This window comes from Streptomyces sp. NPDC001153 (assembly GCF_053598315.1).
Map to the genome: position 1 here is coordinate 215,999 of NZ_JBSFJZ010000008.1, position 16,390 is coordinate 232,388.

A 16,390-nucleotide genomic window follows, 5' to 3' on the forward strand; every position below is an offset into this window, starting at 1 on the left:
CGGGCAACGCGGACGGCCGTCCGAAACGCCCGGCAACGCCCGTTGGCGCGTGTCCGGCAGCTACAGCACCCCGCGCGCCCCCGCAACACAACAGGCGGGGGCGCGGGCAGCACAAAGCCCCGACCGCGAAGGGCGGTCGGGGCCTGATTCAGATTCTGGTATCGGCACTCACGAACCCGTGGGCACGGAGTCAGTCGCCTCCGTCCACAGGTCCTGCTCGGCGCGATCCGCCTGGATCTGGCGGTACACGAGGAGCCCGCCGATGGCGGCCAGTGCGACCAGGAGCAGCTTCTTCACCGCGCGACCTCGTCTTTCCTTGACGTAGGGGACCTCTGGCGCCCGACTATACACACCGACCGATATCGATCGGTGACCTGCGCCGGGCCCCAACTCCCGCCTCCGGCAGCGCAATGAGCCAGGTCCGGCGCCATTCCGATCGGAGGGTGATCGCACCTCCACGGACGGTTACTTTGCTCCCCCTTCGCTCACTCTCACCAGGTTTTGAGGTTTTCCCACCCTCTTACGGCCATCCGAGTGGTGTTCATCGGAACATCGACGCGCCACGGGCGTCGGTCCACCACTTCGCGGCCCACATACACATCATGAGCAAAGTACGCAAATCGCCCAACCCGAAAGTGAGGGGCCATGACCCAGAACAAGGTCATGAAGCTGTGGACCGCTATCGTCACCGCCTTTCTCGCGCTGTGCACGGCGCTCGGACTCGTCACCACCACGACCGCCACGACCGCGGCGGCCGCACCCCGGCCCGAGAACCCCAGCACCGGCACCGCGCACAGGACCATCCCGACGATCCCGGCACCACGCCACTGGACCTGGTCCCATGCCGGCGCCCTGCCCCCCACGATGAAGCAGCGCATCCGGGCCGAGGCCCACGGAAAGTCCCCCAGCTGCCGGCACCGTCCCCTCACCGACACCCAGGCGGAGACCACGACCACCCCCGAAGGGCCCTCGGCCGCTCAGCTCGACTGCTGACCTCCCGCCCACGCAGTACCGCAACGTCTCGACCGCACGGCGACTTGCGTACGCACCAGTCGACACGAAAAGACCCCCGGCCGGGTTCAGCCGGGGGTCTCGCGCTGTCCGCGCACTTGCCGGCACTTCCTGCCGGAGGACCTGCGCGTGAGCTTCGCCAGGCCCCCGGGTTCCCTGGGTCCCTGCTCCCTGTCCCTACTCCCTGAGCCCGATCGCCTGCGAGGGGCACTTCTCGGCTGCTTCCTGGACCTGCGGGTCGTCGGCGGCCCCCTCCCGGCCGGGCCGTACGACGCCGTAGCCGTCCTCGAACGCGAACACGCCCGGCGCCCGGTGCGCGCACTCGGCGGAGCCGTAGCACAGAGAGCGGTCGACGGAGACCTTCATGCGTCCTCCAGCCCTGGACGGTGGCTTCCTGAACGTCACTGCCCGGCGAACCGCTCACTGAACCAGCCCTGTTCTCGCCATCGCTCGCCGGGTTGGACCCCCACCCGCCACGCCCGCGCGCCGAACCGGGCCCGTTCTCGCTACCGCTCCCCGCCCGCGACCGAGAGCCAGTGGGCCACCCGGCGGACCGTGGGTTCGTCGAGCAGGTCGGCCAGCGTCCGCACCGCCTCGCCGTCCTCGGGGCTCAGGTCGTACAGGCCCGCCTTGCCCAGACCGGCCATGAGCACCTGGTGCCGGCGGTTCGTCATGCGTTCCGCGAGCTTGGCCGGCTCACCGGCGCCGGGCGCGGGGCCCGCGCCCGAGGTCGCCGGAGCGGGAGCGGACGCCTTGCCGACCGGGGCATCGAAGAGGTGCCAGGCACCGTCCTTGGGCCCCCACAGGGCAACCGTCACCTCCTCGCCGCGCGCCCGCACGGTCTGGGTCATGTCTCCTACCGCGTACAGCACAGGAGCCCGGTCGGGGGACTCGGCGCCCACCGTCCAGGAGTCCTGGGAGGGCTGGTGGAACATCGCGACCCAGCGCGGAGCACCGGGCGGTCGCGGACACGGAGGACGCTTGTGCATGACACTCACCCCTTCGGGAACGGGACGCTCACCTTCGGGAACAGCCGCCGACGGGCACGGTATCTGACAGACCATCAGATATCCAGGGGTGCCCGTGGCGGCCGGATCGCAGCCGCTCCACTGGCCTCTTCACGGCCGACGTGGCACCCTGCCCGCGCCCCAGGACCAGAGTGCGGTGTCGTCCCGGACGAGGGAGGCCGAGGATGAGCGAACGGGAAGAAGCGGCGACCGGAGCAATCACGGAGGAGGCCGGGGCGCCTCGCATGCCCCACAGGGCCCGTGCGCACAGTGCCTACGACCGTGCGGTGGCCGCGTGCCGGTACGCCGGTGTCGGCCAGGACGCGGCGGAGGTCGTCCCACGGGACCCCGTCGGCCGGGCCGCCAACGCGCTGCGGCTGTCGGCCGAGTCACTCGCCGCGCTCACCGCGTCGGCCCCCGACCCCGCCGCGGACGCCCGCTGCGCCCGGAACGCCGCTGCCACCGCGGCGCTGGCCGCCCAGGTGGCCGCGGCACGGGGCAACTGCAGCGCGGCTGCAGCCCCGGACTCCCGCGCATCCGGCACGACTTCCATGGCCTCCGCCGCGGCCCTGCGGGCGGCGCTGGCGGCATCCCAGGCCGCCGCTCTCGCGGCCGGGGGCGGCGCACTGGGGCAGGACGCGACCCTCAACGCCTCCGCCGAGGAGGCGGAACGCCACGCTGTGGCCATGGCCCGCGCGGCCGGATGGCTCGAGGTGAGCACAACGGCCGACTGAAGCGGACCGGGACGTGCCACCCCTGTCCGACATCACCCGGTGTTTCGCCTGAGCGATGTTTCACGTGAAACGTCACCCTGCCCGCCCCGCACACACCACCCCCTGCCCGTCCGGTACCGGTCCCTCCCCTCGTGGGGACCGGTACCGGACGGTGCAGAGGCGTCGACCGGTGCCGCGTCGGCTCGGCAGCGGTCGAAAAATGGAGCCGGTTCTCAAGGCTCACGGGCTCACGGGCTCGCGACCGTCTCGTCGTCGCTCCCTGCCTTCGATCGAAGTTGGCCGAGATCCTTCGGCACCGAGGCCTGTCTGTCCGAGCGCGAGGCCGTGGCCTGTTCGGACGGTGTGTGACGAGGTCGCTACCGGGTCCGGATCCTGCCATCTGTTGCCCACGGCGAGGAGACCGCCGCCTCCGGACCGGTCCTTATCCGCAGGTCAGGCGTATAGGGTGGGTTTTCCGGTCCGGACGTCCAGATACGGGGGGAAGTAAAGGGGTGGGACCTTGAGTTCCGACTCAGGGACACGCACAGCTTTCGCCGAGCGCCTCGCGCTGCTGTACAAGGAGGCTGGAAACCCTCCCCTCAAGAGCGTCGCCGAGGCGGTCGTACGACTACAGCGGGTCGACGAACGCGGGCGGCCCGTGCGGGTGTCCGCGCAGCGGATCAGCGACTGGCGCCGGGCCAAGAACGTGCCGGCCCAGTTCACCGCCCTCGCGGCGGTGCTGCACATCCTGATCCCCGAGGCACGGCGGCTGCAGCCCTCACCGGTGTCCACAGGCCTGTACGACCTCGCACACTGGCAGCGGCTGTGGGAGCGCGCGCTGGCCGACCCGGTGGGCGACCGGCCCGCGCCGCCCGCCGAGGAGAACCGGACGCCTCCCGCCCAGTCCCCGCCCGTCACCGGAGGCGTCTGCCCCTACCGAGGGCTCGCCCCCTACCGGCAGGAGGACGCCCGGTGGTTCTTCGGCCGGGAACGGAGCACGAGCGCGCTCATCACCCAACTCCGCGCGGCCGAGCGGACGGGCGGTCTGGTGATGCTGGTGGGCGCCTCGGGAGCGGGGAAGTCCTCCCTGCTGAACGCCGGTCTGGTCCCCGCCGTACGCGGCGGAGCGCTGCACGACGGACGCGGCACCGGCATACCGCACACAAGCGCCACACCCCAGGCCCCGCAGGAATCCACCGGCGACTGCGTCCTGCACCTCGTCCCCGGTGCCGACCCCCTCGGTGAGCTGGTGCGCCGTATCCCCGATCTCGGCCCTGTCGCCGCCGACGCGCGCCGGGCCGAACAGGAGGCCACGCGGAATCCGGCGGTTCCCGGCTCCGACTCCCCACGGGTGGCACAGGCGGCCCGCGAGGCCGTGTCCGAGTGGGCCCGCCGCGAGGCCTCCGCCGAGTGCCGCCCGGTCGTCGTGGTGGACCAGTTCGAGGAAGCCTTCACCCTCTGCGCCGACGAGACGGACCGGCGTACGTTCATCCAGCTCCTGCACGCCGCCTGCACTGCGCCCGCCGGCTCGGGCGAGCGCGCCCCGGTGCTCGTCGTCCTCGGCATCCGCGCCGACTTCTACGAGCAGTGCCTCGGCTACCCGGAACTGGCCGACGCCCTCCAGCACCGGCACATGGTCCTCGGCCCGCTGACCAGTACCGAGCTGCGCGAGGCGGTGACCGGTCCGGCCAAGGCGGTGGGGCTGGAGCTGGAACCCGGACTCGCCGAGCTGATCGTCCGCGAGGTCAGCGCCGACGGCCCGCGCGGGGCCCACGACGCGGGCGTGCTCCCGCTGCTCTCGCACGCCCTGCTCGCCACCTGGCAGCGCCGCAAGGCCGGGCGGCTGACGCTGGCCGGCTATCGCGCGGCGGGCGGCATCCAGGGGGCGGTCGCGGCGACGGCCGAGCGCGCCTGGTCGGGGCTGGACCCCGCGGCCCGTACGGCAGCCCGGCTGCTCCTGCTGCGGCTGGTCCGGCTGGGCGAGGACACCCAGGCCACGCGGCGGCGGGGCACCCGGCGGCAACTGGCGGAGGAGTCGGCGGACCCCGGCAAGACGGAGGAGTCCCTCGAGGCCCTCGTACGGGCCCGGCTGGTGACGCTGGACGCGGACACCGTGGAGATCACCCACGAGGCGCTGCTGCACGCCTGGCCCCGGCTGCGGCACTGGATCGACGACGACCGCAACGACCATCTGCTGCGCCAGCGGCTGGAGGAGGACGGCCGGGCCTGGGAGGACTCGGGCCGGGACAGCTCGCTGCTGTACCGCGGCTCCCGACTGGAGCAGGCCCGCGGCTGGGCCAGATCGGCCGGGGACACCTTTCTGACCCGCAGCGCGGTGGAGTTCCTGGCCGCCTCGGTGCGGCTGCGCCGGCGCTCGGTGTGGCTGAGCCGGGCCGCGGTGGCCACGCTGGTCGTGCTGGCCCTGGTGGCCGGCGGCTCGGCGGTGATCGCCCGGCAGCAGCGGGACGACGCCGTCTTCGAGCAGGTCCTCGCCGAGGCCGACCGGGTCCAGAGCACCGATCCGTCCCTGTCCGCCCAGCTCGACCTGGTCGCGCACCGGCTGCGCCCGGACGACGAGGGGACGTACAGCAGGCTGATCTCGATCGTGAACGCGCCGCTGGCCACCTCCCTGTCCGGCCACACCGGCGCCGTCTACCTGACCTCCTTCAGCCCCGATGGCAGGACCCTGGCCACCGCCAGCTACGACCGGACGGTCCGGCTGTGGAACGTGGCCGACCCGAACCGCCCGAAGCAGCTGGGCGAGCCGCTCACCGGCCACACCAGCTGGGTGAGCAGCGCGGTGTTCAGCCCGGACGGCCGCACCCTGGCCAGCGCCGGCGACGACGGCACGATCCGGCTGTGGAACGTCACCGACCCCGCCCGCCCGGTGTCCCTGGGCGCTCCCCTGACCGGGCACAAGGGCACGATCTACCTGATCGCCTTCAGCCCGGACGGACGGACGCTGGCGTCCGCCGGCGAGGACCACACCGTACGGCTGTGGAACGTCGCCGACCCGCACCACCCGCGGCAGATCGGCCCCCTGCGCGGCCACACGGCCGCCGTGCGCAGCGTGGCGTTCAGCCCCGACGGGCGCACCCTCGCGGCCGGCGGTGACGACGACACGATCATGTTGTGGAACGTGACCGACCCGCACCACGCGCAGCGCTACGACACCGTGCTCAAGGGCCACACCGACCTCGTGCACTCGGTGGCGTTCAGCCCCGACGGGCACACCCTCGCCTCCGGCAGCGCGGACGACACGATCCGGCTGTGGAACGTCACCGACCCCGCCCGCCCCTCCGCGCTCGGCTCGCCGCTGACCGGGCACACCGGCCCGATCTGGTCGGTGGCCTTCAGCCCGGACGGCGGCCGGCTCGCCGCCGCGAGCGCGGACAGCACGGCCAGCCTGTGGAACGTGGCCGACCCGACGTCCCCGTCCCAGGTCGGGGGGTCGCTCGCGGGCAGCAGCGGAGAGATGTACGCCCTGGGATTCAGCCCCGACGGGCGGACCCTCGCCACCGGCAGCGGGGACAGCAAGGTGCGCCTGTGGTCGCTGCCCACCTCGGACATCACCGGCCGCACCGGGGGGTTCCGGCCGGACGGACGGGTGCTCGCCACGGCGGCGCGGGACGGCAGGCTCCGGCTGTGGAACGTGGCGCGGCCCGGGCGACCCGTGCCGCTGAGCGAACCATTCATGCAGGCGGACGGCGGCCATCGTGCGCCCCTGCTGTTCTCTCCCGACGGCCGCACCCTCGCCGTCCTCACCAACAACCATCTGGTGTACCTGTGGAACGTCGGCGATCCGTCCCACCCGGTCACCGGCGAGGCCATCCACCTGCGGACACGCTTCGCGGGGCTCGCGCTCGCCTTCAGCCCGGACGGCCGCACCCTGGCCACCGCCTATGACGACGACACCATCCGGCTGTGGAACGTCACCGACCTCGCGCACCCCGTGGCGCTCGGCAGGCCGCTCACCGGCCACCGGGGCTACCTCAACGCGCTCGCCTTCAGCCCCGACGGGCACACCCTGGCCAGCGGCAGCGCGGACAGCACCGTCCGGCTCTGGGACGTCAGCGACCCGGCCCACACGACCGCGCTCGCCCGGCTCACGCAGCACTCCGGGCCGATCAACACGCTCGCCTTCAGCCCGGACGGGCACGTTCTGGCCAGTGGCAGCGACGACGACACGGTCCGGCTGTGGAACGTCACCGCCCCCGCCTCGGCGACCGCGCTGGGCGCGCCGCTCATCGGCCACACCGAGGCGGTCAAGTCACTGACGTTCAGCCCGGACGGGCATGTTCTGGCCAGTGGCGGCAACGACAACACGATCCGGCTGTGGAACGTCACCGACCCCGCCTCGGCGACCCCCATCGGCCAGTCGATGAGCCCCAACGCCAAGTCGGGCACGTTCCTGTCCTTCAGCACCAGGAGCGACGTCCTGGGGGTCTCCAGCGGCACCGACACGGTCCGCCTGTGGAGCCTGGACGCCGACGCGGCGATCAAGCACATCTGCTCGGTCACCCGGGGCGTACTGAGCGCACAGCAGTGGCACGAGTACCTGCCCCGCCTCTCCTACGACCCTCCGTGCGGTCATTGATCGGCCAACCTGACTTATTTCCGATCGACTTGCCCCCACGAGGCGCCTGGGCTTGTTACCCTTGGCCACAGCCCGATCGCTGGTGCATCCCCCGTCGCCAGCGGTCGGGCCTTTTCTGTTCCGGGTTTGTACCAGCCGGTGGATGCCCCGGTAGACGCCGAAGACCCCCGATCCATCCGGACCGGGGGTCTTCGTGCTGGTGGGGCTAACAGGATTTGAACCTGTGGCCTCATCCTTATCAGGGATGCGCTCTAACCAACTGAGCTATAGCCCCGCCGCGCTGTGCGGTGTGTGTCCCGCGCGCTGACTCCTGAAGATTAGCGCACGACCACGTCAGTCCCAAAATCGGTTGTCGGGGGACCATCAGGTCAGGGGGCCCACGGGGTGTCCGGAGGCCTTGGCAGGGCCTATTCGTCCTCCGCCAGGGTCAGCTCGATGCCGCCCACGAAGCCCGCGGAGAGGTTGTAGATGAACGCGCCGAGCGTCGCGAGCGCCGTGGCCAGGACCACGTCGATGACCGCGATGATCGTCGTGAACGTCAGCACGTGGGGGAGTGACAGGAACGCCTGGAGGTCGAAGCCGTTCGCCTCGTTCGAGCCGGTCGCCTCCGAGATCGTGCCGCCCACCGTGGAGAACACGCCCATCGCGTCCAGGACCATCCACAGCACCGCCGAGGCGACGATCGTGCAGATGCCGAGGGCGATGGACAGCAGGAAGCTGACCTTCATCACCGACCACGGGTCGGCCTTGGCCACCCGCAGCCGCGCCTTACGGGTGCGCGGCGCCGTACGGGCGCCCGTACGCGGCCGCCGTACCGCGCCGGCCGGGGGCTGCGCCGGGTAGGCCTGCGGCGGGTGGTACGGCCCGGAGGGCTGCTCCGGGTGCCGCTCCCCGGGGAGCGGAGACGACGACTGCGCCTCGCCGGCCGCGGCCGGGCCTCGGGTGTCCGTCACAGTTCTCCCCTGGGATCCAGACGTGCCGGAGGCGTCCTTGGCGGGCGCCGGCACGGGCTTCAGGTTGGTCGTGTGCGGGTCGGTCGCGCTCCCCGCAGCCGCCCCGTGCGCGGCGGAGCCACGGCCGCCGCCGTCCGTCTCCGTACCCCTGGAGGTACCGGCCGATCCGGCGCCCGTGGCTCCGCTCACGATGACTCACTCCTCGTGCTACTCGGCCGAGGGCGCCTCACCCTCGTCCGTGCCGGTGGCCTGGGCGCCCTCGACGGCGTCGACGGCCTCCTCGCCGTCGACCTCCTCCGCCTCACGCCCCGCCTCGGCGTTACGTGCGATACCGACCACGGCATCGCGCTTGCCCAGGTTGATCAGTTGGACGCCCATGGTGTCACGGCCCGTCTCCCTGATTTCATTGACTCGCGTGCGAATCACACCGCCGGAGAGGGTGATCGCGAGGATCTCGTCGGTCTCCTCGACGACCAGCGCCCCGACGAGCGAACCACGGTCCTCCACGATCTTGGCGGCCTTGATGCCGAGGCCGCCGCGACCCTGGACGCGGTACTCGTCGACAACGGTCCGCTTCGCGTACCCGCCGTCGGTGGCAGTGAACACGAACGTACCGGGTCGAACAACATTCATCGACAGAAGTTCATCGCCTTCACGGAAACTCATGCCCTTGACGCCGGAGGTGGCGCGGCCCATCGGGCGCAGGGAGTCGTCGGTGGCGGTGAACCGGATCGACTGTGCCTTCTTGCTGATCAGAAGCAGATCGTCCTCGGCCGAGACCAGCTCCGCACCGATCAGCTCGTCGTCCGTTCCGTCCTCCCGCTCGCGCAGGTTGATCGCGATCACACCACCGGAGCGGGGCGAATCGTAATCCTTCAGAGGCGTCTTCTTGACCAAGCCGGACTTGGTGGCCAGCACCAGGTACGGCGCCGCCTCGTAGTCACGGATCGCCAGGATCTCGGCGATCGCCTCGTCCGGCTGGAAGGCGAGCAGGTTCGCCACGTGCTGGCCGCGCGCGTCCCGGCCGGCCTCGGGCAGCTCGTACGCCTTCGCCCGGTAGACCCGGCCCTTGTTGGTGAAGAACAGCAGCCAGTGGTGCGTGGTGGAGACGAAGAAGTGGTCGACGATGTCGTCTTCCTTCAGCTTCGTGCCGCGTACGCCCTTGCCGCCGCGCTTCTGCGCCCGGTAGTCGTCCGTCTTGGTCCGCTTGACGTAGCCGCCGCGCGTGACCGTGACGACGATGTCCTCCTCGGCGATCAGGTCCTCGATGGACATGTCGCCCTCGTACGGGATCAGCTTGGTCTGGCGGTCGTCGCCGTACTTCTCGACGATCGCGGCCAGCTCCTCGCTGACGATCCCGCGCTGGCGGACCGGGGAGGCGAGGATCTCGTTGTACTCGTTGATCTTCGCCTGGAGTTCGTCGTGCTCCTGGACGATCTTCTGCCGCTCCAGGGCCGCCAGGCGCCGCAGCTGCATCTCGAGGATCGCGTTGGCCTGGATCTCGTCGATCTCCAGGAGGCCCATCAGGCCCGTACGCGCCACCTCGACGGTCTCGCTGCGCCGGATCAGCGCGATGACCTCGTCGATGGCGTCCAGGGCCTTCAGCAGGCCGCGCAGGATGTGCGCGCGCTCCTCGGCCTTGCGCAGCCGGAAGCGGGTCCGGCGGACGATGACCTCGATCTGGTGCGTCACCCAGTGCCGGATGAACGCGTCGAGCGAGAGGGTGCGCGGCACGCCGTCGACCAGCGCCAGCATGTTCGCGCCGAAGTTCGTCTGCAGGTCGGTGTGCTTGTACAGGTTGTTCAGGACGACCTTGGCGACCGCGTCCCGCTTCAGGACGATGACGAGGCGCTGGCCGGTGCGGGACGACGTCTCGTCGCGGACGTCCGCGATGCCGCCGATCTTGCCGTCCTTGACCAGGTCGGCGATCTTCTGCGCCAGGTTGTCCGGGTTGACCTGGTACGGCAGCTCGGTGACGACCAGGCACTGCCGGCCCTGGATCTCCTCGACCTCGACCACCGCGCGCATCGTGATGGAGCCGCGCCCGGTGCGGTACGCCTCCTCGATGCCCTTGCGGCCCACCACCAGGGCGCCGGTCGGGAAGTCCGGGCCCTTGATGCGCTCCATGAGCGCGTCCAGCAGTTCCTCGTGCGAGACCTCGGGGTTCTCCAGGTACCACTGGGCGCCGGCCGCGACCTCGCGCAGGTTGTGCGGCGGGATGTTGGTCGCCATGCCGACCGCGATACCCGCCGATCCGTTGATCAGCAGGTTCGGGAAGCGGGCGGGCAGGACGGTCGGCTCCTGGGAGCGGCCGTCGTAGTTGTCCGTGAAGTCGACGGTCTCCTCGTCGATGTCGCGGACCATCTCCATCGACAGCGGCGCCATCTTGCACTCGGTGTACCGCATGGCGGCCGCCGGGTCGTTGCCCGGGGAGCCGAAGTTGCCGTTGGAGTCCACCAGCGGCATCCGCATCGACCACGGCTGCGCGAGGCGCACCAGGGCGTCGTAGATCGAACTGTCGCCGTGCGGGTGGTAGTTGCCCATGACGTCACCGACGACACGGGCGCACTTGTAGAAGCCGCGGTCGGGGCGGTAGCCGCCGTCGTACATCGCGTACAGCACGCGCCGGTGGACGGGCTTGAGGCCGTCCCGGACGTCGGGCAGCGCACGGGACACGATGACGGACATCGCGTAGTCCAGGTACGAGCGCTGCATCTCCGTCTCGAGCCCGACGGGCTCGACGCGCATCGCGAGCTCGCCGCCCTCGGTCTCAGGGGTTTGCGGAGTGTTCTCGTCGGCCATTGCTGGTGAAGATCCTTCCTGATGCGGTCAGCTGAGACCGACTCAGATGTCGAGGAAGCGGACGTCCTTGGCGTTGCGCTGGATGAACTGGCGGCGGGCCTCGACGTCCTCGCCCATGAGGACCGAGAACAGGTCGTCCGCCTGGGCGGCGTCGTCCAGGGTGACCTGGCCGAGGACCCGGTGCTCCTGGTCCATCGTGGTCACGCGCAGCTCCTCGGCGTTCATCTCGCCGAGGCCCTTGAAGCGCTGGATCGAGTCCTCGCGGACCCGCTTGCCGCGCTGGCGGCCCATCTCGATGAGGGCGTCGCGCTCGCGGTCGGAGTAGGCGTACTCCACGTCGTCCCGGCCCCACTTGATCTTGTACAGCGGAGGACGGGACAGGTACACGTGCCCGGCCTCGACCAGGGGCCGCATGAAGCGGAACAGGAAGGTCAGCAGCAGGGTGCTGATGTGCTGGCCGTCGACATCGGCGTCAGCCATCAGGATGATCTTGTGGTAGCGGAGCTTCTCGATGTCGAAGTCCTCGTGCACACCCGTGCCGAAGGCCGAGATCAGCGCCTGGATCTCCTGGTTCTGCAGGATCTTGTCGATCCTGGCCTTCTCCACGTTGAGGATCTTGCCGCGGATCGGGAGGATCGCCTGGTACTGCGGGTTGCGGCCGGACTTGGCCGAGCCGCCGGCGGAGTCACCCTCGACGATGAAGATCTCGCACTTGGTGGGGTCGTTGGACTGGCAGTCGGAGAGCTTGCCCGGCAGGGACGCCGACTCCAGCAGACCCTTGCGGCGGGTCAGGTCGCGGGCCTTGCGGGCCGCCACGCGCGCGGTGGCCGCCTGGATGCCCTTGCGGATGATGTCCGCGGCCTCGACCGGGTTGCGGTCCAGCCAGTCGTTGAGGTGCTCGTAGACCGCCTTCTGCACGAAGGTCTTGGCCTCCGTGTTGCCCAGCTTGGTCTTCGTCTGGCCCTCGAACTGCGGCTCGCTCAGCTTGACCGAGATGATCGCGGTCAGACCCTCACGGATGTCGTCACCGGTGAGGTTGTCGTCCTTCTCGCGGAGCAGCTTCTTGTCGCGCGCGTACTTGTTGATCAGCGACGTCAGCGCGGCGCGGAAGCCCTCTTCGTGGGTACCGCCCTCGTGGGTGTGGATGATGTTCGCGAAGGAGTACACGCCCTCGGTGTAGCCGCTGTTCCACTGCATCGCGACCTCGAGGGACAGGCTCTTGTCCTTGTCCTCCGCCTCCAGGTCGATGACGGTGGGGTGCACCACCTCTCCCTTGCGGGAGTTGAGGTACTTCACGAAGTCGACGATGCCGCCCTCGTAGTAGTACGTGACGGCCTTGACCTCGGCCTTCTCGTCCGCGCCCGCCTCGTCCGCGCCGCTGGTGGCCTTCGCCGACTCGCGCTCGTCGGTGAGTTTGATCGTCAAACCCTTGTTGAGGAACGCCATCTCCTGGAAGCGCCGCGAGAGCGTCTCGAAGGAGTACTCGGTGGTCTCGAAGATGTCGGGATCGGCCCAGAAGGTGACCGAGGTGCCGGTCTCGTCCGTGGCCTCGTGCTGGTCGAGCGGGGCCGTCGGGACACCGAGCTTGTAGTCCTGCGTCCAGCGGTGGCCGTCGGTCTTGATCTCGACGGCGACCTTCGTGGACAGCGCGTTGACGACGGACACACCCACACCGTGCAGACCGCCGGAGACGGCGTAACCGCCGCCGCCGAACTTGCCGCCCGCGTGCAGGACGGTCAGCACGACCTCGACGGCCGGCTTGCCCTCGGAGGGCACGATGCCCACGGGGATGCCACGGCCGTTGTCGACGACCCGGACACCGCCGTCGGCGAGGATCGTGACGTCGATGGTGTCCGCGTACCCGGCCAGCGCCTCGTCGACGGAGTTGTCGACGACCTCGTACACCAGGTGGTGCAGACCGCGCTCGCCCGTGGAACCGATGTACATGCCGGGCCGCTTGCGGACCGCGTCCAGCCCTTCGAGCACGGTGATGGCGCTGGCGTCGTACGAAGCCGAGGTGGCGGCCTCACTGTTCACGCCGGCGTCGGTGGACGGGATGTTCTCGTTGGGGTTGCCGGAATCGGCCACGAAGCGCCCTTTCTGGCACAGCACGAGCCGGGCTCCTGGGGGTACCCCCTCTGGGGGAGGGTGTGCCGGAGCGGCTGCGGCATGTTGCGGTGGTAAGCCTTGATCAGCGTGTTGCTCAGCTTTTCCCGGGCGGTCCCCACATTGGGGCGGGATTGTCTTCCAGTCTACCGGTAGGTCTGACATCGATGGGGGTTTGCCGGTACCTGAGTCCCCATGTGCCGCCCTGAACCGGCCTCGATCGGGTCCCGATATGCGGATGGGGGCTCCAAGGGGCTCACAGCGGCACTCAGCGCTTCGAGGCGTCAACCCTTGGCTACTGGGGGGTCAGATGGCGATCCGCCGGTGCCACAGCGGCACTCCGCACCCGTGGTACGGCGCGGCACCGACAGCGCGACCCCCTTGTTCGACGTGATGTACGTCACCCGTACGTATCGCCGGGCCCGGAGCTCCCCGGGGCCCGCAGCGGACCGTAGCGGCGGGCCGGCCCGCCCGGGTTGAGCACCTTGATCATCCGTACCGTGCCGTGCCCCAGATCCTCGTTGAGGCGGGCGACCAGCGCGGGCGCGAGGTGGCGCAGCTGGGTCGCCCAGGCCGTCGAGTCGCAGCTCACGATCAGCACGCGCTCGTCCTCGTCGTACCGCTGCGGCACACAGTGCTTGGCCAGGTCCTCGCCGACGATCTGCGGCCAGCGGCCCATCACCCCGCCCACCGCCGCGGGGGTCTCCCAGCCGCGCTCGGTCAGCAGCCGGTTGATCGCGGCCCCCAGCGCCATCGGGTCACGGCCGTCCGCGCGCGCGCCGGAGCGCAGCCCGCCACCGCGCCGGGCCTGCTTCTTCTGCCGCGCCGCGTCCCCACGCGCGCGTGCCTGCTCCCTCGCCGCGCGCAACGCCACGCGCGCGAGGTCGACACCGGAGGGTTCGTTCCCGCTCTTCTCCGGGCCCTGGGGGGTGGATTCGCCGGTGCTCATACGCGCTCCACCGTCCCGCCCGACACGGTGTACCGCGCCCCGGCCAGTACATGCGGTACGTCGTCGTCCACGGCCGCGGTGACCAGCACCTGCTCACCGGGCGCGACCAGCTCGGCCAGCCGCTCCCGCCGGCGCGTGTCCAGCTCGGCGAAGACGTCGTCCAGGACCAGGACCGGCTCGTTGCCCTCGGCCCGCAGCAGGTCGTAGGAGGCCAGACGCAGGGCGAGCGCGTAGGACCAGGACTCGCCGTGGGAGGCGTACCCCTTGGCGGGCAGCTGACCGAGTTTGAGAATCAAATCGTCCCGATGAGGGCCTACGAGGGTGACACCGCGCTCGATCTCCTGCTTGCGCGCCTCCGCCAGGGCCGCCATCAGCTGGACGTAGAGATCCTCGCGCGCGTGGGCCTCGCCGGGCGCGGACGGCTTGTACTCCAGTGCCAGCGGGCCGCCACCGGGGGCCAGCTGCTCGTACGCCTTGTCGGCCAGCGGCTGCAGCGCGGCGATCAGGTCCAGCCGCTGGGCGAGCAACTCGGCGCCCGCGCGCGCGAGATGCTGGTCCCACACGTCGAGCGTGGACAGGTCCATGGCCCGGCCGCCGTGCCGGCGCGCCAGGGCGGCGGTCTTGAGCAGGGTGTTCCGCTGCTTCAGCACCCGCTCGTAGTCGGAGCGCACCCCGGCCATGCGCGGCGACCGCGCCGTGATCAGCTCGTCGAGGAACCGCCGCCGTTCCCCGGGATCCCCCTTGACCAGCGCGAGATCCTCGGGGGCGAACAGCACGGTCCGTACGATCCCCAGCACGTCCCTCGGTCTGACCTGCGAGGACCGGTTGATGCGGGCGCGATTGGCCCTGCCCGGGTTCAGCTCCAGCTCGACCAGCTGCTGCCGCTCGCCCTGCCGGACCTGCGCCCGGATCACGGCCCGCTCGGCCCCCATGCGGACCAGGGGGGCGTCGGAGGCGACCCGGTGGCTGCCGAGGGTGGCGAGGTATCCGACCGCCTCCACCAGGTTGGTCTTGCCCTGCCCGTTGGGCCCGACGAAGGCGGTGACGCCCGGGTCGAGCGGAACCTCGGCCCGGGCGTACGAGCGGAAGTCGGCCAGCGAAAGATGCGTGACGTGCATGGTCGTTTCGCCGGCCTTCCCCAGAGTGCTGTGAACTGTGGATCACGGGGCCCGCGAGGGCGGCCCTGTGGATCCCTGTGGACTACTTCTTCTCTACGGCGTGACCGCCGAACTGGTTGCGCAGCGCGGCGATCATCTTCATCTGCGGCGAGTCCTCCTGGCGGGAGGAGAACCGCGCGAACAGCGACGCGGTGATCGCCGGCAGCGGCACCGCGTTGTCGATCGCGGCCTCCACAGTCCAGCGTCCCTCACCGGAGTCCTGTGCATATCCGCGCAGGCCCTCCAGGTGCTCGTCGTCGTCCAGCGCGTTGACCGCGAGGTCGAGCAGCCAGGAACGGATGACGGTGCCTTCCTGCCAGGAGCGGAAGACCTCGCGGACGTTCTCCACGGAGTCGACCTTCTCCAGCAGCTCCCAGCCCTCGGCGTAGGCCTGCATCATCGCGTACTCGATGCCGTTGTGGACCATCTTCGCGAAGTGGCCCGCGCCGACCTTGCCGGCGTGCACCGAGCCGAAGCCGCCCTCCGGCTTGAGCGCGTCGAAGACCGGCTGCACCTTGGCGACGTACTCGGCGTCGCCGCCGTACATCAGCGCGTACCCGTTCTCCAGACCCCAGACGCCGCCGGAGACGCCGCAGTCGACGAAGCCTATGCCCTTGGCCGCCAGCTCCTCGGCGTGCTTCTCGTCGTCCGTCCAGCGGGAGTTGCCGCCGTCCACGACCACGTCGCCGGGCTCCAGCAGCTCGGCCAGCCGGTCGATGGTCGACTGCGTGGGCTCGCCGGCCGGGACCATCACCCAGACCACACGCGGACCGCTGAGCTTGCCCACAAGCTCTTCCAGGCTGTGGACATCCGCGAGGTCCGCGTTGCGGTCGTACCCGATGACGGTGTGGCCCGCGCGGCGGATCCGCTCGCGCATGTTGCCGCCCATCTTGCCGAGGCCGACGAGACCGAGCTCCATCAGTTGTGTTCCTTAGGTCGCTGTGGCGGGACAGGCACCTTGGTGCCGAGCCGAGCCTAAACCGCCCTCTTCACGCACAGTTGTGGGCATACGCGCTCATGCGTAGGCCCTGCGACCTGTACTTTTTCCACAGACGCTGCCGAGCCACAGGCAGTGGGTGCCGGGCCCCCGCAAAG

Annotated in this window: 12 protein-coding genes and 1 tRNA gene; 3 read left to right on the forward strand and 10 right to left on the reverse strand. The window is 70.5% G+C overall.

The window, feature by feature from the left end; genetic code table 11:
* Window positions 1–168: 168 nt before the first annotated feature.
* Window positions 169–297 carry a DLW-39 family protein gene (locus ACWDEN_RS12150; RefSeq protein WP_003999697.1) on the reverse strand — a complete coding sequence of 43 codons (129 nt, stop codon included), beginning with the start codon at window positions 295–297 and terminating at the stop codon, window positions 169–171.
* Window positions 298–645: 348 nt separating this feature from the next.
* Here ACWDEN_RS12150 and ACWDEN_RS12155 point away from each other — a divergent pair, with 348 nt between their 5' ends.
* On the forward strand, window positions 646–993 hold the full coding sequence (locus tag ACWDEN_RS12155; RefSeq protein WP_351601121.1) for a DUF6344 domain-containing protein: 348 nt from the start codon (window positions 646–648) through the stop codon (window positions 991–993).
* Window positions 994–1,188: 195 nt separating this feature from the next.
* Here the strand turns inward: ACWDEN_RS12155 and ACWDEN_RS12160 are convergent, their stop codons facing one another.
* Window positions 1,189–1,377 carry a ferredoxin gene (locus ACWDEN_RS12160; protein ID WP_351601118.1) on the reverse strand — a complete coding sequence of 63 codons (189 nt, stop codon included), beginning with the start codon at window positions 1,375–1,377 and terminating at the stop codon, window positions 1,189–1,191.
* A 140-nt stretch (window positions 1,378–1,517) separates the two neighbouring features.
* Window positions 1,518–2,000, reverse strand: coding sequence for a hypothetical protein (locus ACWDEN_RS12165; protein WP_351601115.1), 483 nt, complete (start codon window positions 1,998–2,000; stop codon window positions 1,518–1,520).
* Window positions 2,001–2,203: 203 nt separating this feature from the next.
* Between ACWDEN_RS12165 and ACWDEN_RS12170 the strand changes: the two genes are divergently transcribed.
* Window positions 2,204–2,752, forward strand: coding sequence for a hypothetical protein (locus ACWDEN_RS12170; RefSeq protein ID WP_351601112.1), 549 nt, complete (start codon window positions 2,204–2,206; stop codon window positions 2,750–2,752).
* A 499-nt stretch (window positions 2,753–3,251) separates the two neighbouring features.
* Window positions 3,252–7,328, forward strand: coding sequence for a WD40 repeat domain-containing protein (locus ACWDEN_RS12175; protein ID WP_351601109.1), 4,077 nt, complete (start codon window positions 3,252–3,254; stop codon window positions 7,326–7,328).
* Between the two features lie 197 nt (window positions 7,329–7,525).
* Here the strand turns inward: ACWDEN_RS12175 and ACWDEN_RS12180 are convergent.
* The 7 genes from ACWDEN_RS12180 to gnd form a co-directional block, all read right to left on the reverse strand.
* Window positions 7,526–7,602, reverse strand: a tRNA-Ile gene (locus ACWDEN_RS12180).
* A gap of 133 nt (window positions 7,603–7,735) precedes the next feature.
* On the reverse strand, window positions 7,736–8,470 hold the full coding sequence (locus ACWDEN_RS12185; protein ID WP_351601107.1) for a DUF3566 domain-containing protein: 735 nt from the start codon (window positions 8,468–8,470) through the stop codon (window positions 7,736–7,738).
* Between the two features lie 18 nt (window positions 8,471–8,488).
* Window positions 8,489–11,083: a DNA gyrase subunit A gene (gene gyrA / locus ACWDEN_RS12190; protein WP_351601104.1), complete on the reverse strand. Its 2,595-nt coding sequence runs from the start codon at window positions 11,081–11,083 to the stop codon at window positions 8,489–8,491.
* 42 nt (window positions 11,084–11,125) lie between these two features.
* A complete protein-coding gene (gene gyrB / locus ACWDEN_RS12195) occupies window positions 11,126–13,195 on the reverse strand; it encodes a DNA topoisomerase (ATP-hydrolyzing) subunit B (RefSeq protein ID WP_351601101.1) in 2,070 nt (689 codons plus the stop codon).
* A gap of 394 nt (window positions 13,196–13,589) precedes the next feature.
* The gene (locus ACWDEN_RS12200; protein ID WP_351601098.1) at window positions 13,590–14,138 is read right to left on the reverse strand and encodes a DUF721 domain-containing protein; all 549 of its coding nucleotides are present in this window, start codon (window positions 14,136–14,138) and stop codon (window positions 13,590–13,592) included.
* Entirely contained in the window at window positions 14,135–15,256 is a 1,122-nt protein-coding gene (recF, locus tag ACWDEN_RS12205; RefSeq protein ID WP_351601095.1) for a DNA replication/repair protein RecF, read from the reverse strand. Before recF ends, ACWDEN_RS12200 begins: the two co-directional genes overlap by 4 nt.
* 82 nt (window positions 15,257–15,338) lie before the next feature.
* Window positions 15,339–16,214 (reverse strand): phosphogluconate dehydrogenase (NAD(+)-dependent, decarboxylating), encoded by an 876-nt coding sequence (gnd, locus tag ACWDEN_RS12210; RefSeq protein WP_450858646.1) that lies wholly within the window; start codon window positions 16,212–16,214, stop codon window positions 15,339–15,341.
* Window positions 16,215–16,390: the final 176 nt, after the last annotated feature.